At 44.6% G+C, this 21,017-nt stretch carries 20 protein-coding genes; 10 read left to right on the top strand and 10 right to left on the bottom strand.

What is annotated here, in order from left to right:
• Positions 1-40 precede the first annotated feature (40 nt).
• A complete protein-coding gene (gene pyrE, locus IX95_RS22355; protein ID WP_006963407.1) occupies positions 41-682 on the bottom strand; it encodes an orotate phosphoribosyltransferase in 642 nt (213 codons plus the stop codon).
• 121 nt (positions 683-803) lie between these two features.
• The gene (gene rph / locus IX95_RS22350; RefSeq protein WP_006963408.1) at positions 804-1,520 is read right to left on the bottom strand and encodes a ribonuclease PH; all 717 of its coding nucleotides are present in this window, start codon (positions 1,518-1,520) and stop codon (positions 804-806) included.
• A 177-nt stretch (positions 1,521-1,697) separates the two neighbouring features.
• Between rph and IX95_RS22345 the strand changes: the two genes are divergently transcribed.
• Together IX95_RS22345 and IX95_RS22340 are read left to right on the top strand one after the other, a co-directional pair.
• On the top strand, positions 1,698-2,564 hold the full coding sequence (locus IX95_RS22345; protein ID WP_006963409.1) for a YicC/YloC family endoribonuclease: 867 nt from the start codon (positions 1,698-1,700) through the stop codon (positions 2,562-2,564).
• Positions 2,565-2,801: 237 nt separating this feature from the next.
• Complete coding sequence (locus IX95_RS22340; RefSeq protein ID WP_038164152.1) at positions 2,802-4,019, top strand: tyrosine-type recombinase/integrase; 1,218 nt, start codon at positions 2,802-2,804, stop codon at positions 4,017-4,019.
• A 483-nt stretch (positions 4,020-4,502) separates the two neighbouring features.
• Here IX95_RS22340 and IX95_RS22335 read toward each other — a convergent pair whose 3' ends face one another.
• The 3 genes from IX95_RS22335 to dcm all read right to left on the bottom strand — a co-directional run bounded on the left by IX95_RS22335 (position 4,503) and on the right by dcm (position 10,311).
• Positions 4,503-7,097: a restriction endonuclease-like protein gene (locus tag IX95_RS22335; protein ID WP_038164150.1), complete on the bottom strand. Its 2,595-nt coding sequence runs from the start codon at positions 7,095-7,097 to the stop codon at positions 4,503-4,505.
• A gap of 81 nt (positions 7,098-7,178) precedes the next feature.
• A complete protein-coding gene (locus tag IX95_RS22330) occupies positions 7,179-9,020 on the bottom strand; it encodes an McrB family protein (RefSeq protein ID WP_235202659.1) in 1,842 nt (613 codons plus the stop codon).
• Positions 9,021-9,027: 7 nt separating this feature from the next.
• Positions 9,028-10,311 carry a DNA (cytosine-5-)-methyltransferase gene (gene dcm, locus IX95_RS22325; protein ID WP_235202658.1) on the bottom strand — a complete coding sequence of 428 codons (1,284 nt, stop codon included), beginning with the start codon at positions 10,309-10,311 and terminating at the stop codon, positions 9,028-9,030.
• Between the two features lie 544 nt (positions 10,312-10,855).
• On the opposite strand from dcm, the gene radC reads away from it, so the two are divergent.
• The 7 genes from radC (at position 10,856) to IX95_RS22290 (ending at position 13,980) form a co-directional block, all read left to right on the top strand.
• Positions 10,856-11,329: a RadC family protein gene (gene radC, locus IX95_RS22320; protein ID WP_038164145.1), complete on the top strand. Its 474-nt coding sequence runs from the start codon at positions 10,856-10,858 to the stop codon at positions 11,327-11,329.
• Positions 11,326-11,763 (top strand): DUF2787 domain-containing protein, encoded by a 438-nt coding sequence (locus IX95_RS22315; RefSeq protein ID WP_038164143.1) that lies wholly within the window; start codon positions 11,326-11,328, stop codon positions 11,761-11,763. Before radC ends, IX95_RS22315 begins: the two co-directional genes overlap by 4 nt.
• Before the next feature lie 50 nt (positions 11,764-11,813).
• Positions 11,814-12,257, top strand: a complete 444-nt coding sequence (locus IX95_RS22310; protein WP_038164141.1) for a DUF2787 domain-containing protein — start codon at positions 11,814-11,816, stop codon at positions 12,255-12,257.
• Positions 12,258-12,260: 3 nt separating this feature from the next.
• Positions 12,261-12,437 carry a hypothetical protein gene (locus tag IX95_RS26385; RefSeq protein ID WP_038156520.1) on the top strand — a complete coding sequence of 59 codons (177 nt, stop codon included), beginning with the start codon at positions 12,261-12,263 and terminating at the stop codon, positions 12,435-12,437.
• Positions 12,438-12,576: 139 nt separating this feature from the next.
• On the top strand, positions 12,577-13,317 hold the full coding sequence (locus tag IX95_RS22300) for a transcriptional regulator (protein ID WP_038164138.1): 741 nt from the start codon (positions 12,577-12,579) through the stop codon (positions 13,315-13,317).
• A gap of 23 nt (positions 13,318-13,340) precedes the next feature.
• Positions 13,341-13,700 carry a hypothetical protein gene (locus tag IX95_RS22295; RefSeq protein ID WP_038164136.1) on the top strand — a complete coding sequence of 120 codons (360 nt, stop codon included), beginning with the start codon at positions 13,341-13,343 and terminating at the stop codon, positions 13,698-13,700.
• A 43-nt stretch (positions 13,701-13,743) separates the two neighbouring features.
• A complete protein-coding gene (locus tag IX95_RS22290; protein WP_038164134.1) occupies positions 13,744-13,980 on the top strand; it encodes a hypothetical protein in 237 nt (78 codons plus the stop codon).
• A 472-nt stretch (positions 13,981-14,452) separates the two neighbouring features.
• Here the strand turns inward: IX95_RS22290 and IX95_RS22280 are convergent, their stop codons facing one another.
• Entirely contained in the window at positions 14,453-17,059 is a 2,607-nt protein-coding gene (locus IX95_RS22280) for a LysM peptidoglycan-binding domain-containing protein (RefSeq protein WP_038164390.1), read from the bottom strand.
• Between the two features lie 269 nt (positions 17,060-17,328).
• Between IX95_RS22280 and IX95_RS22275 the strand changes: the two genes are divergently transcribed.
• A complete protein-coding gene (locus tag IX95_RS22275; RefSeq protein ID WP_038164389.1) occupies positions 17,329-18,108 on the top strand; it encodes an NYN domain-containing protein in 780 nt (259 codons plus the stop codon).
• A gap of 248 nt (positions 18,109-18,356) precedes the next feature.
• Here the strand turns inward: IX95_RS22275 and IX95_RS22270 are convergent, their stop codons facing one another.
• The 4 genes from IX95_RS22270 to IX95_RS22255 form a co-directional block, all read right to left on the bottom strand.
• Positions 18,357-19,457 (bottom strand): hypothetical protein, encoded by a 1,101-nt coding sequence (locus tag IX95_RS22270; protein WP_038164128.1) that lies wholly within the window; start codon positions 19,455-19,457, stop codon positions 18,357-18,359.
• A 124-nt stretch (positions 19,458-19,581) separates the two neighbouring features.
• A complete protein-coding gene (locus IX95_RS22265; RefSeq protein WP_038164126.1) occupies positions 19,582-20,019 on the bottom strand; it encodes an RNase H family protein in 438 nt (145 codons plus the stop codon).
• An 80-nt stretch (positions 20,020-20,099) separates the two neighbouring features.
• Positions 20,100-20,297 (bottom strand): AlpA family transcriptional regulator, encoded by a 198-nt coding sequence (locus IX95_RS22260; protein ID WP_038164388.1) that lies wholly within the window; start codon positions 20,295-20,297, stop codon positions 20,100-20,102.
• Between the two features lie 70 nt (positions 20,298-20,367).
• Positions 20,368-20,967 (bottom strand): inovirus Gp2 family protein, encoded by a 600-nt coding sequence (locus tag IX95_RS22255; RefSeq protein ID WP_038164124.1) that lies wholly within the window; start codon positions 20,965-20,967, stop codon positions 20,368-20,370.
• Positions 20,968-21,017: the final 50 nt, after the last annotated feature.

Below are 21,017 nucleotides of genomic sequence, written 5' to 3'. Positions count from 1 at the left end.
TAGTTACTGACTGTGGCTAAACCTCTTCTATAGTGCTCTGCTAGATGCCGTACTCAGCTCGATAAGCTTTCACCGCTTCAAGGTGCTCGGTCGCATTACCTTTCTCTTCAAGATAAGTCACTAAGTCACCCAAGCTAACAATGGAAATCACTGCACAGCCAAAGTCACGCTCGACTTCTTGAATCGCAGACAACTCACCTTTGCCTTTTTCCTGACGGTCAATCGCCACCAATACACCAGCCAAATCTGCACCGTTTGCCTTGATGATTTCCATCGACTCACGGATTGCGGTACCCGCGGTAATCACATCATCAACCAACATAATACGGCCTTCCAGCGCACTGCCGACCAGATTTCCGCCTTCGCCGTGATCTTTCGCTTCTTTGCGGTTAAAGCAGTATGGCGTGTCAATCTCGTGATGATCCGCCAAGGCAACGGCTGTGGTCGTCGCAATTGGAATCCCTTTGTATGCTGGGCCAAACAAAACATCGAACTCGATGCCAGAATCTGCCAGCGCAGCGGCATAGAATCGACCCAGACGCGCCAAATCTCGACCCGTGTTGAAAAGACCAGCGTTAAAGAAATACGGGCTCTTACGACCTGACTTTAAAGTAAACTCACCAAACTTCAGTACTTCTTTCTCTAGTGCAAACTCAATAAATTCACGCTGGTATGCTTTCATCACTTTCTCTCTAAATAAAAGGTCTAGTTTTCTAGACGGTTTATAAACAGGTCAAAACTTCGCCGGAGCCAAGTCTTGATAAAAAAATAGCTTCCTTTTTAGGGAAGCTATTTAACAAAAATTAATTTTCTAACGCCGCCTTCTGCGCCGCTACAATCTCGGTGATCCCTTTGGTCGCCGACTCCAATAACTTCATCAGCTCAGCATGGGTGAACGGTTCGCCTTCTGCGGTACCTTGAACTTCAATCATGCGGCCATCTTCCGTCATGACAACATTCATATCCGTGTCAGCGGCAGAGTCTTCGACATACTCTAGGTCACACAATACGTCTTCACCTAGGATGCCGACTGAAACGGCAGCAACATGGCCTTTCATCGGGTTTTTCTTCAGCTTACCGTTCTCAATTAGGTGCTGGAACGCATCGGCCATTGCCACGCTTGCGCCTGAAATCGATGCAGTACGTGTACCGCCATCAGCCTGAATCACGTCACAGTCTACAGTCACCATAATCTCACCCATCGCTTCTAGGTCAACCACGGCACGAAGGCTACGTGCAATCAGGCGTTGGATTTCCATGGTACGACCGCCCTGTTTACCACTTGCCGCTTCACGACGCATACGTGAATGCGTTGAACGTGGCAACATGCCGTATTCAGCCGTCACCCAGCCTTTGCCCTGACCTTTTAGCCAACGTGGCACGTTCTCTTCAACGGTCGCATTACACAATACTTTTGTATTGCCGAATTCCACTAAAACTGAGCCTTCAGCGTAAGCCGTGTAATTACGAGTGATTTTGATTGGGCGAATTTGATCCGCCTGACGGTCATTTGGACGCATGGGCATCTACCTTAGTTATCTACCTAACGAGAGGGGGAGACGAATTTGGTTGGAGCAGGATTCTAGCAGAAAGCGGGATATCGGGAAAGCATCCCATCTGCGTTACGTTCCAAATCTCGTGCATTCTGCTACTATTGCAACGCGTTATTTTCAAAGATGATGAAATAGGAAAATTCGATGATCTACAGTATGACCGCCTATGCACGTAAAGAAGTGAAAGGCGATTGGGGTACCGCTGTTTGGGAAATCCGCAGTGTGAACCAACGTTACTTGGAAACCTACTTCCGCCTGCCGGAACAGTTCCGAGGTTTAGAGCCCGTTCTTCGTGAGCGTTTTCGCAAGCGCCTAGCACGCGGTAAAGTGGAATGTGCATTGCGTTTTGAAGCTAACCCAGCAGCAAAAGGCGAGCTGAGCATTAATGAAGGTTTGGCACAACAAGTGATCAACGCTGCTAGCCAAGTGATGAAGATGACAGGCGACGAAAGCCGACTTAACCCATTCCAGATCATGAACTGGCCGGGTGTGATGGAAACTTCTGAGCAGGACATGGATGCGGTCAATAAAGATTTGTTGGCGGCTTTTGACCAAGCGGTAAGCGAATTTATCGAAGCCCGTGGCCGTGAAGGCGAAAACATGAAAGCGCTGATTGAACAGCGTTTATCAGCGATTACTGACGAAGTGGTCAAAGTTCGTGCTCGCATGCCTGAAATTCTCGATTGGCAACGTGAGCGCCTATTTGCCAAATTTGAAGAAGCCAAAGTGGAACTTGACCCTTCACGAGTTGAACAAGAGCTGATCTTATTAGCGCAAAAGTCAGACGTAGCAGAAGAGCTGGACCGCTTGGACTCTCACGTTAAAGAAGCGACCAATATCCTGAAAAAAGGTGGCGCTTGTGGTCGTCGTCTCGACTTTATGATGCAAGAGTTCAACCGTGAATCGAACACGCTCGCATCTAAGTCTATCAGCACTGACATCACCGCATCTGGCGTTGAACTCAAAGTTCTGATTGAGCAAATGCGCGAGCAGATCCAAAATATAGAATAGATTCCCCTCTACTCCACACACTTCCACAAAGCCCTTATTAATAAGGGCTTTTTTTTGTTGTTATCATCCATACACATCCATTAAATTCATCAACAGCCACGAACAAACGGGGAGTATTGTGGGTAGCACTTTGCTATTTACTCCCCACCGTAGTATAAATATCACAATATACTCCCCACTTATGGAGGGTGATGTAATGATAACTTCGATTAGAGCTATAAATTCAAGGAGATAGAGATGGGTAATCTCACCGTCAACCAAGTTAAGGCGATAGTAAAAGACCAAAAAACAGGTCGGCATGCCGATGGTGATGGTTTCTATCTAATGATTCCTAGAGTAGGTCGACCATACTGGATGCTAAGGTACACCCTTTTTAAGAAAAGAAAGGAGGTGACTATTGGCAAGGTCGATGAACTTTCTCTTGCAGATGCAAGGTTGAAAGCATCTGAGCTTCGAAAGCAAATCAGCGAAGGGATTAACCCAATTGCAGAAAGAAAACGGAGTAAGCAAGCTGATATACAAATAATCGATGATCTCTTCGAAGACTGGTACAAGGAGCTATCCAAAAGGCTCAAGCACCCCAATATACCTAAGCGTATCTACCAGAAAGAGATCTCTCCGCAAATTGGTCAATACACGTTGAAACGTGTCACACCTTTAGATATCCGTAACATCATCCAAATAGTCGCTGACAGTGGCCGTCCAACCACAGCTAACGACACGCTAATGTATTGTAAGCAGCTTTTTAAACACGGTATGAAGATTGGTGTTATTGAGTCTAACCCTGCACTAGCATTTTCTAACTATGATGCTGGTGGCATTGAAGAGAGCCGAGATCGGGTCTTAGAGCTTGAAGAGATTAAACATGTTTTTTCCGTCTTCAACCAAAACATTTATAGCTTCAATCGAGACAACTACCTAGCTTGTGCTCTGCTTCTTTGTCTTGGCGTTCGTAAATCAGAGCTAACAGAAGCAAAGTGGACTGAGTTCGATCTAGATAATGCTTTATGGCACCTACCAGCGGAGCGAAGCAAATCAGGGACAGGTTTCACTATTCCGCTTCCGGAGCTGTGCGTAGAGTGGTTTAAAGAACTGCATATGCGAGCTTGTCGTTCGGAGTACGTCTTCCCAAACAGAAGGGAAAGCAAAGTACCTCACATGGGCAAAGACACACTGAACAGAGCTATTTCAAAGCTATTTGGTCGAGAGCCCGGTCGTAAGGTACAACCACCAAATAAAATGGGCGATATCAAACATTTTGCGGTTCACGATCTACGCCGCACCTGCCGCAGCCTACTCGCTTCGGTAAAAGTTCCTAGCCATATCGCAGAGCGCTGTTTAAATCACAAGCTGAAAGGTGTTGAAGGTATCTATGATCGATATGACTACTTGGAAGAGCGCAAAGAAGCACTGGAAAAAGTCACCGGTCTGGTTAAGAATCATATTGTCATTTAGACATAAGCAAAAAAAAAGAGGATGCCAGTGGCATCCTCTTTTCAAATGTGCGGACTCATACATGATCTGACAATTTTGATTTAGTAGCGTGACTTAATCGCCCTATACAGCCAACTTATGGACGAAATATGCCAGCGGCCATAATAAATTAGTAATTTATGAATAACTATAAGTATTGAAACTGCTTTAGTCAGCGCCCAAAACTTCCGATGCGAGTCACTTTATTAACATAGCCAAACACAGCGATGGGAAAATCGTCTACCTACGCTGAAGTTCTTAATGCTCATCTTGCAGCATATCGCATGCAAAACAAGCAAACGTTGACCGAATAGAACTGTTGTTACTCAGTAAACGCCCCATGACCCCACGGGGCGTTTACTAAATTCGTCGGTGTAGCGGCTTTCCTTTGCCATAAAAAGCGTCTATGGCGCTCAGGCCGAACCAGTCACTCACTTTACCTTCTGCATAATTGATAAAACTAGCTCACACCATTGCCGCTTCGTACACTTTTTCAACCTCGGTAAACTTAGTGACGCTCTCTAGGCGCGTTAAGGTTGTGAGTTTCATCGAGTTTTTCATTGGCCGATGCGGCACATTGGTCACTGGCGTTTGCAGTGATAGAGGTTTGCCAAGCTCAAATAAATAATACAAATCAGCAGAACCTGACTTCTTACCCGATTGTTCTTCAGTAATGGCATAGCGTGGTAACACTGTGACTCGTTTAACTGGCCAGAGCTTGTCAATTTGCTTGGTTGAACTTTGATTGTCTGAGGTAGACGCCAACGCTAAATAGCGAACTTCCTCGGCAATATGTTGCTTAAATTTCTGCAAAAACGTGCTTTGCGGCAGGTGATACCACAGCGCTGTGCCTTGCTCAAATTTTTCAAAGTAGCCATTATCTCGGCCACGTTGCCCACCTAATGCCACGGTCATCGTCAAATCAGGGTACAGTACTTGGCGCATGCCGTAATAAGGTATGCGTGCAGCGTCTTGTACGTAGAGCCTTTCCGCCATGCCAGCCACAGGGTAAATAACTTCATTGCCCAGTCCTGTTTGTGCATTTGGCGCAGTGCCAATTTGAGCTTGCAAGAACTCTAGCAACCACTGGTGACCGGAATAACTGCTCTTAGTCTGAATAGGAAGTTCGTTTTGGCTTGGCCTATTTTGGCTAGGTAACAGGGCAAATGCGCCAATACCCACCTCTTCTATCGCGGCTGCGTAGGGGTTGGTTTTTGTGGCTTGATCAAAAAAGCCTGGGTATAAAGCAAACGCACCAAAAACAGGACGGCTTTTCTTAGGAGATTGGCCAGCGTTTCCACTTGATGGTGATTTAGAATCGTGAGGTTCTGATAGGCGAATCAGTGCATCCCGATAACGATGCATTTGGTTGATAGCATCGTCTGGTACGTAATCCGTACTTTCAATATCTTCATTACTGTCATCAAAGCGGTTTTTCTCGGTTTTAATACGGTACTTGGCATCAAACAGCCAAATAAACTGCTTTTCTTCTGATGAGTCTGGTTTTGTTAAATGGGCGCTTTTAGGCAGTGTCACTTCCAACACAATATCCGGCTCTTGGTTAACCAAGTACGAGCGGATTGATTTTCCTTTTTTGGTAAATTTAGGCTCGTGTGCCAGCCTAGCAGTCACACCATCACTGCGTTTAAAACGAAAGGCACCGGCAAACCCATCTTTTAGTTGGTACTCAAAAAAGTCATTTTGGGCGAGATTAGTCGCACTGTTTTCCACCAATTCAAAGCCAAGATCCTGCTCTAAAATCTGTTTCAAACACAAAAAGCACCACACTTCGTAAATCTCAGCCACCGACTTCATTGAAATGCTCGACTGATTGCCAAACACATCTAAATAAAATTTCAGCTCCTGCCAAATACGATACACCGCGCTGTAACCGGTTTTTTGCTGTAGCACTAACGACTCGCGGTTTAACCCTGTGTATGTACCCACCTCTTTTAAAAAACTCTGACCTAACACTTTTTGCAGCGGTTGTTGCCAACTATGTAGCTCATTTAAAAATGAATCTGACAACCGTTGCCGTTCTGGCGCTTGGTTACTTTGCCTAAGCTTTTGTTCAAACTCCGCTAATTGCCGCTTGCTTTTACGCACCGCCATTTTGATAAAGCGATTTTCAGGGGTATCCACACTCAGTTGCTTTTTTTCGACTGCGTAGCGTTTATCGTACTGACCATTCGCAAAGTCTTGCTTGACTTGCTCGGCTAACTTATGGGACAGGCGGCCTTTTAATTTGGCCGCTTTTATGTTGGCCACTGTGGGTTGCAAGCGGCTATGGGGTGCGGCACAAATCACTTTTAAGCCTTGCTCAAAGCGCTCCCGTAACGCGGCAAAATTAGCCAACCACATGAGTGGAAAATGCCCGCGTTGTTGGCTAGTTGCTGCGTCTTGTTCTGTTTTTTCTACCAAGCTAAAGCGCCAAAGGGGGTAAACCTTATCAATGGCTTGATACATGGCGGGCAAGTCTTGGTGCAGTGCCATTTTGGTTGGCAACACTTCAAAGGCAATATGCTGAGTCTGTGTGTTGCCATTGTGTTCAAAGGTAAGTGGCAACCGTAACCAGCCCACATCATTGCCGGTATTGATGGTGCCGGTTAAACGTGCGGGCACCACGCCCCTTGCGGTTTTTACTTCGGGGGCAAAACGAAATGCCTCATTCACGCTTTGGCTGCGATGAGTTAACCGCGCATTAGTTACTTCACTAAAAAAGACCCACTCAAACTGGTACTGAGTATTCTCAAAAAACAGCGGATAATTTAATGTCAGCTCAGCGTGTTTCGCTAAGCCATTGGCAACAAGGTCATTTTCGGCTAAGTCACTTTCATCTAACGCACTTTTGCCTAAGCCATCTGCAACTAGCCCTTGCGGTTCAATAGCATTGCTCAGCTGCGCCGCAGGCGCAAAGCGCAATTCGTAGCTAGGTTGTGCATGATTAGCGCTCGCCCTGTGCGCAATTGTATTCTGATGCACGCTCAACCGCTGGCTAATATCATTCGCCCAAACCGAAAACTCAAAGTCAGGGGTTTGTAATCGTATTAACTCTGGCATTCCCTACCACTCCTTACACCTTCGCTGTACGGTTTTTATGGGTTGCACTCATTGCAAAAAGCATCAAAAAACACCAACCCATTAAGGCCAGAAACTGGTGAAGGTCGCACTAGCTAATCGCTCGCTCATCCACTGCAACTTAGCTTTTGAGCGGCAAGGTATGCGAAGTACTTTTTCCTCATCAGTAGCACCATCGGCCACGATTTTTTCGCGATACAAGTCAGGGCGTTGACTGTCTTCGTCTGTGTCAGACGCCAGCCAAATGGAGGCTAACTGGTCTGCCAACACTGTATTAAGTTCAACCAACAAAGCCTTACCATCAGATGTAGTCAGTTTGTCGGTATCGCCTTCGATGCGCGGCAGAACCTTGCACATCATAAAGTCGTCCCATACGGCTTTTAGGGTCAGGTCATCTTGTGGTTGGCTGCTAGCCACTGCGAGGAGCAGTTCATTGAGCGCACGGAACGCTAATTCAAACGGTGTATTTTTTAGCACTGCATTAACAGCCGATAAAAACGCTAGAGTTTTAGCGCCATCCGCATCAAAGGTATTGGCTAAGTCTGCCTTGCAGGCGTTTGACCAAATAGGATAGCTAAGGCGTTTATTGCAACTGGTTGGGGTGAAAAAGTCGTTATAGTCATTAGGGAAAAACGCACCAAAATCAAAGCTCAGCGCTCGGTCAATCACCTTGCGAGAAAAGCCATGGGTGGTTTCATCCATATTCACCGTGCCTGCGACCAACAGGTTAAACGGAATACCTAAGCCATATTGGCAAATCAAATCCCAAAGCTCGCTGTAATCTTCACTACCAAAACCTAGTGCTTCGCGTAGCTTTTCTTTGTCTGCGACTTCTTTAATGGTGGCAGGCTTTAATAAGGCATCACTGCTGTAGGTAAAGCTGTCATCAGTCCAACACCATTCGCGAGTTTCCAGTACAGATAAATAATCAGCAAAATACTGCTCAACAGGGGCAAGGTTCATTTCATCCAAACACAGCCAGTAAGGCAGCACCTTATCTAACTCATCACGTTCACCTGCTACGACTAAACGCTCGCCTTGGTCTTCGCTCTCTTGTACTTCAACGGTTAAGCCGCTATCAGCAATGGCACGCCAAGCTTTGGCCATAAATTGCAATACATCGGTAGTGATGTATTCGGCTTCGCCGTCTTTTGCAAGGCGAGAAATATAACCAAGCAAATCGCTAGGCTCATGCCAATCGGGGCGCACCGAAGTTAAACAATAGGTTTCAGCAAACTGGCCCGAGGTTTTAGCCTGCTCACGTACAAAACGGGTTTTACCTGTACCAGAGATGCCAGCGAGAAGAAGGAAGGGTTTGGATAAACCCGTTTTAACTAAGCTGAAAGGCTGACCAGATTTATTTTCTACATACAACGTTATTGATATAGGTTTCTGACTAGGCTTAACGATGAGAGCTGTTACACCGTATGAGCTTAAAATATCTACGACAGCCCCAAGCTCATCTTTCTGCTTCTCTACACCACCACAAGTCAAAAAAGCAAATCTAGTTTTTCCATTACTTCTTTTTCCGAATCGTTTTAAAACCGTTTGCCATTCGTTAATACTTGAACTAGTGCACTCAAACTCCTCACCTAAATATGAAATTTTAAAGACCCCATTCTCAAGATCTTTTTTTGCACCTAAAACAGAAATATCAGTCAACTCAACGAATACACTAAGTACATCATCTTCTGATATATATCTCTGCTTCTTACTATAATTATTTAAAATAGTGTCCTTAATGTAATTTCGAGAGAGCCTCTCTCCAGCAATTCTAATCAACTCAGGATCACTTTCCAATTCATCTTGAAACTTACCAGACCTAGCGGAATCAAGTCCCATGTAACCAACTTCATCGGCTTTTGAAAAAACATAAGCAAAAACCTCATCCCTATTTCCTTTCATATATTAATCAATCCTGTTTTAATAAAAATTCTCTGATTGATGTTGCCACCTCATATGACAACATAGGTGGTACTGCATTACCTATTTGCATAACATTTGAAGTAGCAGAATGAGGAAAAACAAAAGAGTCGGGGAACGTCTGTAGACGAGCACACTCCCTGATCGTTAGCCTTCTATCTAATTCATAATGAAATTGGACTCGAGACTTAGCGTTTGCTCTAATTGTGTAAGAGGGTTCGTCTGCTTTACAGTGCTCATCACCTTGACCATTTCCTTTCTTGGCTTTTGATGCCTTGAAGTACTGGCTCTGGTTTGGAATGGTTTCATCAATAACTTTTTCCAAATCTTCGATTGCCCATTTGGTTCCGCGATGCATGTTAACAAATTTTGGTTCTGGCTTTAAAGGTTCGCCTTCAAGATCATTTCTGGTACAAATAAAAAATAGTCTTCTACGACTTTGTGGCACACCGTAATCTGGAGCAAAAAGATCCCACACTTGGACTTTATAACCTTGCTCACTAAAATCATTAACTATAGTTTCTAGCACAGCCCCTTTTTGCATTCGCGCTAAATTAGGAACATTTTCAGCGCATACAATTTTAGGTTTGTGATGTTGCATATATCTAACTAGAACTTTGTATAGTTGACCTCTGTCAGAGCTAAGGCCTCTTTTAGGGCCACAAGAACTAAAATCTTGGCATGGAAAGCCACCGATTAACACATCAGCACTTGGAAAATCATTAACAAGCTCTTCAGATAACTCCACTTGGCTAATAGGTATATTTAAATTTTTCTTTATTGTTTCTACACACTTTTCATCTTTCTCATAAGCAGCCAGAGTTGAGAATGGTTGGCATTCAAAGTATTGATCTTTGTATTTAAAACCACCTTCAAATCCCATATCTAGCCCACCAACACCTGTAAACATTGAGACCAAAGTAAATTTATCTTCTAACAAATCTTTTTTTTCGTTATTCAAACTCAAATCACATAATATATTAAAATTACTATACTTAACTTTCGGTTTAATACTTTTCCCGCAGTTCTCAATATTAATAAGACCATGTTTCTCTAACGTTTTAATAGTCCGAGAAAGATTACTTACTGCTCGCCCAGTTAATTCAGATAGCTCTGTAATATTCTCAGGTTTCTTATCTGCAATAGTCCTTAGCAAATGCTGATTTTCTTCAGATAGAACCGATGCAATTGATTTAAGTGAGTCAAACCAAACATCTACTTGGTTTGTGGAACTTGGAATTTGACCTTTAATACCAATAATGCAGCTAGACACGCCTATACCCACCTCTGACACAAAACATCCTTAATACTAGGTAAATAAAAACAATGTATGTTATCAGTTAATGATAAGACGTCAACTGTAATTCAGGCGCTAATCATCCAAGATGTAGCCTTTAACACAGTACATGCTTGGGTGTATGTTGTCGAACGGGCAACCATACAAAGGCATCATAGACAGCCACTAAGGGTTGTTTTCCAAGAACTCAGTGTCCCAATCACATCCAGATTCGAATGACAATAAATAGGTCAATTAATGACGAAAGAAATATTCGTTCATTCCTTGATTGAGAAACTTTGGGCATAAATCATTTAGAGTAACGGCTCAATGAATTGTGTTCACACGCGATTCTGTCCTACCCTCTCTCATTCTAACGCTATCAGTGCTTTCTTCCTCAAAACTAACACCCCATATGCTCTCATTAAGAGCACGCCACCTCCTTCTACTGCCTACGATAGCCCTTCACCCTAAACCAAAAAATTTTCAGGCATATGTCATCAATGTGAAACCCCATCATTGATTCCGACAGGAGCCTGAAATGAACCCCAAAACCTCCGATTACCAAAAGCAGCAACGCTATCAGGAGAATGAAATCCTAGAGCATGCCGCAGAGATATTGGCTACACGCTACGTGCGTGGTGATGCCCTAACCAAACCTGAAGCCACTATAGAGTATGTGCGCTGTAAGCTAGGTAGCCATGAGCGTGAAGTGTTTGCCTTATTACTGCTGGATAACCAAAACCGATTGATTGAATTTAAAGAGCTGTTTCATGGAACGGTGGATGCGGCCAGCGTCTATCCACGTGAAGTGGTAAAAGCAGTGTTAGAAGTGAATGCCGCTGCGGTGATATTCGCGCATAACCATCCATTTGGTGACTCAACACCATCTCAAGCCGATAGGCGCATAACCGAAAGACTCAAGGACGCGCTCGCGCTGGTGGATGTCCGTGTCCTTGACCATATTGTGACAGGCGATACCTGCACCTCGTTTGCCGAAAGGGGGTGGTTATGATTGAACAACATTACGGAGAACTGTGCATTGATGACGCTTTACATTCGTCACTGGAAGCACTTCTGAATAAATACACTCTGCCAGAAAACGCAGAACGACTCGTACTGAATTGCCGTCAGATGAGTTACTACCGACATCGACAAGGTTTACATCCGATAGAGGTACAGCTTAAACGTGAGTCAGCCACGAGCTCTTGGCTAATGGTCTTCTTTGCCAGTTTCTCTTATCCCGATGACAACAGTACAACCGTTGAGCCTGAGTTGTACTTTCACCTTGCTAATCGTTGGTGCTATCAACCCGATGTGGGGAGCGTTGATTTATCCCACCCTGAGGTACAAGAGCTGCTCTCGGTATGGATGAAAGCCTTTGCTCGGCACCTTTCCAGAAACATCTTTGATGATGTGCAACTGACGATGGTCGGCACTTTCAACTAAAACCTAATCTCTCATTTCTTATTTGAATCCTGAAACAAGGAGGACCCACTATGTCCAAATTAAACTTCACAGCATCATTATTGCCTGTGTCAAAGAAACTGCAAAAGCTGCTAAGTGAACAGCTCACCGTTCATTTGCTGAGTAATGAAGCGCTGACCACCAGCCGTTATCTGGTGTTTAACTTTCGCGATAAAAGTTATAGCGCTGATGCTGGTGGCTTCCATCCGGTTGAGATAGCAATTTGCCACACCTCAACAGGAGAATGGAGCGTTGAGTACATCACCGACTTTGCTTATATGGGAAACTACTACCCAGAGCTAGAGCGCAACTTGGATTTTGATTTTCGGGTTGGACAGTTCTTTGTCGCCTATCGTGGTTGGCTGCCAATGCAGGGTAGCCATGATGCCAAAGAGCTCTATCAGTTGTGGGAGTGTAACTTTCTTACTTATGTCGATACGGACGCCTACAACGAGATAGCCGTCACTCCACAATAACTCATGACTTCTCTTCTCCTTAACACCATTAAGCTTGTCACCGCTCTTATTACTTTGTTTACCCTCTCTCCTTTCTTTGGCGCTATCGGAACTCTAACGACGTTAGGTTTTCTGGTGGTACTGCTGATTGGATTATTGGCTGCGATTGCAGAGTTCAGTGATAAGCATAAGCCTCGTTAATGTTAATCGGCTCACGCTTTCGTGTTGCCGATTGATGCAGTTTTCACCGTTGGACATTATGTGTCTGACTCACCTCTACTCTCCCGACATTAAATGTCCACCTCCGGTCTTGGAGCTTTGATGTATTGAGAGTGTAGTCATGAGCAATAAAACCAGCATTGAAGGGTTATCCGCTTTGCTGCACACGCTGATGCTTATTCCTCAACATCGTTGGATTACCGTTAGGGAGTTGCAGCAGCAGTTAGCCCAACTCGATATCCACCGCACCACGCGCAGCATTAAACGCTATCTCGATGAAGTCATTGTTGAGGTGTTTAACGTGGAGTGTGATTCGATGAGCATGCCCCATGTTTATCGCAAAACCTCAGAGCAATTACTGAAGCTCAACAAGCAGGAAACGCTCTATTGGCAACTGACCAACAAGTACTTACTGCCGCTTGTTCCTGATGCACTGAATTATGGGCAAGGTCGCTCCTCGGAGAGAGACAAACCCTTACTACACAAGGGTTCAGCGTATTCAAAAGAGCAAGCATGGTTAGCCAAAGTCCATGTAGCACTGCCCACTATTCGTGAGTGGAGTAATGAGCAGCGGCAAGTACTGAATGCGGTACACACGGCATTACTCAACAACCGTATGCTCAAGATATCGAGTCAAGTTTTGCAGCAAGAGAAAGCGCTCATCGAGCCACTGGGACTCTCGGTTCAATGTGACGCACTCTTGCTGCTTTTTCGATTATCCGGTCAACCCACGATACGCACCCTAACCCTACCTCTGATTGATGAGGCTAGCGTATCGACGTTTTCTTTTATCTATCCCACGGGTTTCAACCTAGAGCAGTTCATGCGTGAACACGCTGAAATCCGTGCATCCCAAATTTAACTCACCACTACGGAGAGATACCTATGAATACCTTAACTCGGACCATTATGCTGAGTGTACTGATCCTCGGAGTCACCGCTTGCAGCGAACAGGAAGAAGCGCAAACCGTCACCGCCGATATTGAAGTGTCGATATCCACCAACCCACATTGGGGAACATTGACCTTTGATATTCAAGCTATCACTGACAGCACAGTAGTAAGCAATGTCATTGTCAACCGAGGTAACTGCCGCCTGCCCGCTGGAACAAGCTCAGAACTTTCTAGAAACGTTTCATTAAAATTCGGTGAAACCTACACCGGATACAGCAACAACTGCACCGTAGACAGCGTGAAAGAAATCGAAGTCACTTCTAGCGCTGGCACCTTTGTCTACACCTTCTAGCCCTCAACAAACCTAACCAAAATTTACCCAATAAGGAAACACTATGAGTCACACTACAACGAACATTCTCGTTCTACTCGCAACCCTAATCACGCCTTTTGTTTTCGCTCAGGGAGGGGGAGCATTAGGAGGTAATCCAGCCGCTGAAACTGGTGCAGTCAACGTCAGTATTGGCAAATGCACTCAATACAAAATAGATGTGAAAGCAGCGCAACAGGCAGGTATGGACGCATCGACTATTACGATTCCTGAAGGCTGTGAAGCCATCAAAGAAAAGTAAGACCACCAGCAACGATAAAAAATGACAATGGGGAGCAATTTCGCTCCCCATTCTTTTTTGTCTCAACGCATCTGTTTGAAGGTATATGTTATCTATAAAAAATGCTTATCCGTACCCAAAATGATCGCGATATTTATCCTTTATACAAAAATAAATAGATAAAGCACGGTCATAAAAAACAACCAGTTTAAAAACATAAAAACGTCAGAAGAACACTTTTTCTCTCTTCTTCGATGTCTTACAAGAGGGTAAACTAGGCAAAAGTATGAGAATAAACCACCAGCCCCCATGCTATTCATAGCAATGTAGTTTTTACTCTTAAAGCTTTCGGGCTCTTTCGCTAAGTTGTCCACTAATTGATTGATACGTTTTTTATCTCCTAAGGAATAAACGACAAGGTGATAAAAATAGACGCCCCCCCACACGAAAAATAACAACCCTAATAGTGGTTTTATGCCCAACATTTATCCCCCTAGAAACTCGATCCAACACTGAAATCATTGAAAATCTGCTTATTTATATACTCTTCGATATCATCAGGTATATCTTTCTCAATATTGCTTTCAATTTCTTTCAAAAATAGGTCTAACTCGAAAAATTCATAAGCTTTTTCCGCTATATCCTTACCAGAGCCTGCACCATAGATTCCTGCTCCCAAAGCTCCGACTCCAACCACAAGCATAACAACGGGCGCGGAAGTTATCCCAACAAAAGCAACAAAAGCCCCAGCGGCCGCAGCACCAGCAGTACCTCCAGCCCAGCCTCCAATTACTCCGCCAGTCTCTTTAGCAGTGCTACGTGCACAAGCTTCAAGACTCCCACAATTCTCAGACACGTTATACACACCACTAGCTACACTGAGTCCTATAGCAACTTTTCCTGCTTTCTCCGCATAAGTTATCCACTTAGCGGTATTGGCTACACGGGCTCCCAGCTCGGGAACCGAACCTGCCTTTAATATTTCATCAGCATTGTGAATGAGTGACTTAGTAGAGTCTATGCCCAAACTTGTCTTTAAGCCTTGGTCGACTGGTATCTTCAGAGTACGCTGCGTAAGTTTATCCAACTGCTTATCGAGGATTTTCTTCAAACCTTGCCTCTGTCGAACAAAGCTTGCTCGGTCGATTTTTTTAGCTAGGAGATCGAGGTATAGACGATCCATCTTTTTAAGTGATGACGATACATTTTCCAGATTTTTCTGCATTGCTGGCGCTATTGTTCCAACTGCTGCTCCCATGTATGCGAATGAGTCCGACGGCTTACCCGTATTCCAATACTCCACCAGCTTATTTTCTATTACTTCAAAGTAAGCTTGATGCAACTCGATTTGATCGGAGCTCAGCTTGCCCAATTCTTCACTCGCTAGCACTGAATTATCTTTTATTGACTTTAGCTTCGCCTTGTCCTCTTCTGAAGACGGTTCCTTAGTTAGGAAGATAACCATTTCTCCAGGAATTAGGGGATCATTCAGATGTTGGTTATGTTCTTGGATCAGAGATTTCGTTTTCGAAGAGACACCACTTAGCGCTTGTTCCCAATAATCACTAAGGGACTGAGACTTTTCAACCCTCGCAAAGCCAAGTTGGAACTCTATCTGCTCTTCAACCTCTTTTAAGTTAGCAATGGTGAGATCATCGTGAACAATACCTTCAGAATTCACCGACTTAAATGTGGAGCCTTTGATGTAAGAACTTGAATAGTCATAAATTGAGTTTGAGGGCTTGTTGTACTCCTTCACTTCAACACTTGGTTTCCCATACTTTAAATCGGTCTGTTGTTCAATCTCGGCCTTATTACTTACTACTAATTGGTCACCAACCTTCAATTTCATCGGGTCAGCATCATACTGCGGGTTCATATCAAGTAACTGTTTCGCCGACAAACCATATTGCCCTGCAATGGTTCCCCATGATTCCCGTTGGTTGGTTTTGGAGTCAGCCCCAACGATATGCGTCTCTGGCTTGGTCTTTGCTTTATCTGCTTCCACAGATTGAGTGGTTTGCCTTTCCACGACAGGCTGTTTGGGTGTAGCAAGCAGCTCATTGATATCAAGCTTAATACCGTGCTCAACCAACCAGTCATCATTCAGGTTATTGAGCTCTTCTCGGGTGATTTGCTTTTCTAAGTAAATCAAATGTTGGTTATCAATCTCTTTACCTTCGAGCTTCCAGTAAACCAGAATGGCACTTTGGTAGACGTTGTAACCCTGCTCGTTATTCAATCGTTCATGAGTGGAGCATGTGGCATAGAACGCCCACTTGCCCTCACCCAGCAGCTTGTATTCTTGAACCAAACGGCCATTATGAAAGTGGTAATAATAACCTTCCGTCGGCAGCCCTAAACGCTCCCCTAGCCGCACAGATGGGATAACTGGAATAAAAGCCTCCCTCACTACACCTGAGCCTATCGGCTTGACCTGCACACTTTCAGGCACACTGATACCCATTGAGTTGTTCGCCACTTTCGCAAACAATTTTTTCGGCTCATCAAAGGCAGTATGGGCGGTGTATTTAGTACCGCGCTCCGTAGGCTCCGTCTCCCAGCGACCAATCATGGCTTCTTGCTTAGTCTTACCCAGTTGAAACGCACAGCCTACGCTTTTTCTTAACGTTTCATCGGAACAAGCGACCTCAAAACAATATTCATATTTGAGCTTAGGTGGTGCATCAGAAGTATCAGGCTTAATGGGCTCAGGGACATAGGTCTCTTCGATACTTGGAGCGTATGCCGCACGGCTTTGACTTGACGCTGCTCTACTTACCGCTCCACGAGATATTTTCGCTCTAGAGAGAAAGGCATTTTTTGCCTCTGGCGATAAGGTCTCCTGCCCTTCAGTAGACAAGCTCCACGATTTACTCATTCCATTTCTAAGCATCACTGGCTTAGATGGAGTGTCCGTCAACAGGGCCAATTCACCACTTTTGAGTTTATCTATAAAGCGAGAGAAACTCATCCCATGAGGGATTGCAGAACTCAGTGCCCTTTCCGTTAACCTTTCTATATCCCCTTCGACTTGACCGAACTCATGCGTCATCAGCTCCGTTAGCCGTACCACTCTATAACTCACTGTTAATTCCACCGCCACTTTTTAATGAGGCATATTCTACTCAATCCATAGAGTGAGCAGGACTGATAACCTCTATTTGTTCTCAGCAATGCGCTAGAGTGTGACCGTTGTTCCTTCAGCCTCTTATGTTAGTAACTCACTCATCAATAGGTTTTATCTCTTTCGTGCATCAACACTCAAATAGATAACTCTGTAGCTGTACTCGTTGCTTATCGGCCTTACACGCCGCATCATTGAACTACACCTAGGTGCTCTCACCATTAGCTCATAAGGACATGGATTTGATTGATATAGACTCTGAAAAGAAAATTGCCGTCTTAATCGACGCAGAAAACGCACAATATGCAGTTTTAGATTTTGTGCTCAAAGAGCTCTCTAAACACGGACATATTCTGGTAAAAAAAGCGTACGGAGACTGGAGTTCAGGATGTTTAAAGAACTGGAAACAACCACTCAATGAGTTGGCAATCAATCCTATTCAGCAGTTTTCGTACACTCAGGGCAAAAACTCCTCTGATGCTGCCATGATCATTGATGCCATGGATTTGCTCTACTCGAATAAGTATGACGCTTTTGCTCTCATCAGTAGCGACAGTGATTTCACCAAGTTGGCTTCACGCCTCAAAGAGTCTCAAATTTATGTCTTTGGTGTCGGTGAGAAGAAAACACCACTCGCCTTTCGTAATGCGTGTGATGATTTTATTTACACTGAAGTCCTTAAAGAACGATACGCGCCAAAAGAAGAAGTCACTGCCGTCATTTCAGACAAACCCAAGAAAGCAGAGCCTCGCGAGACTCGCAATAAACTACGAGGTGATACGAAACTGTTGAATATCCTACGAGGCGCTGCCAGTGAATACCAAGACGAGGACGGCTGGTCTTTTCTGGGCCAATGTGGTGGCCTAATCAAAAGACAATACCCGGACTTCAGTTCAAAAAACTACGGGTTCAACACTCTGAGCCAACTCATTGAGGCGACTGAACTGTTTGAAATAGACAAAAGGCAGACTCAAGCAGGGGCGGTACATATCTACATTAGAGATCAACGAAAAAGTACTTAATCACTCCCAGTAACTTTCGCTCTTTCCCCCCTCCCAATCACTCTCCGTATTCATGCATGATGGCTGTCGACGAATATTCGTCGACAGCCTCAACAAAAAGGAGCAACCCATGGGAAATAAACAACAATCAGGCAACAACGCCCCGCTATGGCCGACCAAAAATGGCACCTCGAATCCATCAGGTGGAGGTCGCACCAATAACCCACCCAGCAAAAAGTAAAAGCGGACCTAGGCTGCTTTAGTGCAGCCTAGTAAGCATGGTGTTGGTAGTAACGCTGGTAACGATTTGTCGTATAGATATCAGGTAGCGTACAGCCCCCTTCCTTATCAAGCGCTCTCATAAACAGTGCGTATATCAGTAAATCCGTACCTTGGCGCCCTAAGTCCATGTTGTCAAAAAACGTACTCAAGGCTTTTACAGAAGGGAGGCTTTTTCCGCTACGCCACTCTTTGAAGCGTTCTTGTTGAACATCGCGCTTTAGTACTCCATTTCGCTCATGCTCACTAAAAGGTAAGGCAACATACTCCGATAACTGAGCGTAAGTCTGATTAGTCTGCTCTTTTAATAGGCCAAAAAACTTGCCAAGGAATGTGCTCTCTTGTCGCTTAAAAACCTGACCGAACACCCCGTATTGTCGGGCATACGAACTAGGAGTGTACTCTTCATGGTGTTTATCCCAATCTTCAAGAAATATTGCATCAATGACCGACATTAAGGACCACCAAAAATCATGGCAGAAACACAGCATAGCCTGCTCAGTTTCTTGTGAGGCAGATTCACTTGGCGATTTGAGCCAGTTTTTTACAAGCACCTTTTCTGGCTCACTGAGCAACGTAAAGTCGAGAGCTGGTAGGTAATAGCCTGAGATTAACTCGCTTTGGTTGCACTCATTGATACCAGGCGCATCCTGCATAAAAGCCAACTGTTTTTGATAGGCGGCGCAGCGCCTATCGATATAGCTAACCAAGAGCCCGAGATTCAACTCACCAGACGTCGAAGACAACCCTTGCTGAACGCCTTTAAGAGTGTGTGACCACCAAAAAGATAAGTCTGCTTTATGAATACCACCATCGGGGAAAGAAACGTTAAGGGACCATCCTTTACGAACAAACACTCTCGCCAGTTGCCAAGCAAACTGACGTATCGATTTCCACCGTATTCCCTCCTTACTTATGTTATCAAGCGTGCGGTCTGTCGGCAGCTTACTCTTGACCACTGACGCATTTAACCACTTTATTTTTTCTCTGGGAGAAACAGGGAGTCCCAAAAACTCTGAGACTTCATCCGGCGAAGGTAGAAATGGGTTACCCAACTTGATAATGGGCATTCTAAACTTTTCGTTGAGCATTAGAGATAACTCGTTCCTCAGGCAATACCGGAACGTTAAGAGAAACAATCGAAACCATCAATACCAATAATAAATAAGAATAACAGCTTGTGGGGTACATCCCACAAGCTGCGTGCCACTGACCTTATAACGCCGCGGCTTCAACCGCTAACAAGTCAGCTCTCTCATTTCCTTCAACACCAGAGTGTGCTTTTACCTTTTCAACTTCAACATACTTCCTAGAACTCAGCTCATCCACTTGTTGCCACAGGTGACGATTTTTGACGGGTTTCTTATCCGCACGGCGCCAACCTCGGTCTTTCCAATCGTCCATCCAGATGTTGAAGCCTTTCACGCAGTAATCACTATCTGAGTAAATCACGTCCCCATCTTCGGCGTACTCCAACGCCTCAACCAAGGCCAGTAGCTCAAGCTCAGCACTATTGGTTTTGCGGTCAATGGTAATGCTCTCTTCATGCACTATCTCATTGTCTTCATCCATCACTACCAGCCCGATGCCACCTCGTGTACAGACGTGTTGATTGTTTGGGGCTGCGCCGTCTACGTAAATTGAATAACTCATTTTTTATCTCTCTCTAATTGAAAAAGGGCGCATGACTTTGCCTAGCCAGCGCCCTGTTGATGTGTAATTTAATGTTTGTGTTACTGAAAAGATTCTTGGTTGTCTCGCAGTGCTAGACGCGATTCCATCCATTCTTCGATTTCACTTTCTAGCCATCCCACTGCTCTTCCTCCCAATGGAATGGTTTTTGGAAAAATGTCTTCATCCATGAACTTGTAAATAGTGGAACGGCCTAGCCCTGTTAGTGACATCACGTCTTGTAGTCTTAAGAACCTCATTGTCATTGGGAATTATCTCCTGTGTATATACTCATGAGATAAGCCGCTACTGTAAAAAAATGCAGTCGGTCTAATCTGCACTAGAGCCAAAGAAGTAACGCTGCTCATTCCATGCTTCAGCAAGACTGCTCATGCGATGAAAGACACAACGCTTGATGTTCTTGTCCTGCTCCCTACAGCGTGTCCCCAAGCCATAGTTGCCTCGGTCATTGAGAAACACCAATGAGCGCGCTTTGCCGCTGTAGTGCTTTTCTATCGCTTCTTGCCAAGCCTCTTTAAGGTGCTCAACCAATTCGTTGCGTTTTTCCCAGCAAATGGCGGGGCCAAAATGCTGGCTGTAGTCAGTAAACAGCATCACGCGATAGTTGTGGGACGGCACCTTGTCCTCTCGCTTACGCCATACATAGAACACAGATTCCGTATCGAGCTTTTCTTTAAGCAGCTTAAAGTAATCGTTAATGATGCTGAGGTCGGTATCTTGATGGTCTTCTGGTAGAAACAAATCTAAGCGCGTAGCCAAGACCGCATCAAACACCTCCGTTGCTTGTTCAAAGACTTCCGTCATTCTGGTTAAGGCCGATTCGTATAACCCCTTGTCACTGAAAAATACGGGGTAGTCGTTAAACGTTTTTGAATGGGTAATGTTGGGAAGGTAAGTATTGTTAGACATGAGCAATTCCTATAAGTCTGTAAATGACATAGGAATTACTCACGCTGTAT

The sequence above is a fragment of the Vibrio sp. B183 genome (genome assembly GCF_000740665.1).
GTDB classification, from domain to species: domain Bacteria; phylum Pseudomonadota; class Gammaproteobacteria; order Enterobacterales; family Vibrionaceae; genus Vibrio; species Vibrio coralliilyticus.
The sequence above is the reverse complement of the archived record's forward strand: the minus strand, read 5'-3'. Positions and strand labels throughout refer to the sequence as shown.

Coding starts and splice junctions, on each gene's coding strand:
- pyrE (WP_006963407.1), bottom strand. CDS start 682: ATGAAAGCATACCAGCGTGAATTTATTGAGTTTGCACTAGAGAAAGAA.
- rph (WP_006963408.1), bottom strand. CDS start 1,520: ATGCGTCCAAATGACCGTCAGGCGGATCAAATTCGCCCAATCAAAATC.
- IX95_RS22345 (WP_006963409.1), top strand. CDS start 1,698: ATGATCTACAGTATGACCGCCTATGCACGTAAAGAAGTGAAAGGCGAT.
- IX95_RS22340 (WP_038164152.1), top strand. CDS start 2,802: ATGGGTAATCTCACCGTCAACCAAGTTAAGGCGATAGTAAAAGACCAA.
- IX95_RS22335 (WP_038164150.1), bottom strand. CDS start 7,097: ATGCCAGAGTTAATACGATTACAAACCCCTGACTTTGAGTTTTCGGTT.
- IX95_RS22330 (WP_235202659.1), bottom strand. CDS start 9,020: ATGAAAGGAAATAGGGATGAGGTTTTTGCTTATGTTTTTTCAAAAGCC.
- radC (WP_038164145.1), top strand. CDS start 10,856: ATGAACCCCAAAACCTCCGATTACCAAAAGCAGCAACGCTATCAGGAG.
- IX95_RS22315 (WP_038164143.1), top strand. CDS start 11,326: ATGATTGAACAACATTACGGAGAACTGTGCATTGATGACGCTTTACAT.
- IX95_RS22310 (WP_038164141.1), top strand. CDS start 11,814: ATGTCCAAATTAAACTTCACAGCATCATTATTGCCTGTGTCAAAGAAA.
- IX95_RS26385 (WP_038156520.1), top strand. CDS start 12,261: ATGACTTCTCTTCTCCTTAACACCATTAAGCTTGTCACCGCTCTTATT.
- IX95_RS22300 (WP_038164138.1), top strand. CDS start 12,577: ATGAGCAATAAAACCAGCATTGAAGGGTTATCCGCTTTGCTGCACACG.
- IX95_RS22295 (WP_038164136.1), top strand. CDS start 13,341: ATGAATACCTTAACTCGGACCATTATGCTGAGTGTACTGATCCTCGGA.
- IX95_RS22290 (WP_038164134.1), top strand. CDS start 13,744: ATGAGTCACACTACAACGAACATTCTCGTTCTACTCGCAACCCTAATC.
- IX95_RS22270 (WP_038164128.1), bottom strand. CDS start 19,457: ATGCTCAACGAAAAGTTTAGAATGCCCATTATCAAGTTGGGTAACCCA.
- IX95_RS22265 (WP_038164126.1), bottom strand. CDS start 20,019: ATGAGTTATTCAATTTACGTAGACGGCGCAGCCCCAAACAATCAACAC.
- IX95_RS22260 (WP_038164388.1), bottom strand. CDS start 20,297: ATGAGGTTCTTAAGACTACAAGACGTGATGTCACTAACAGGGCTAGGC.
- IX95_RS22255 (WP_038164124.1), bottom strand. CDS start 20,967: ATGTCTAACAATACTTACCTTCCCAACATTACCCATTCAAAAACGTTT.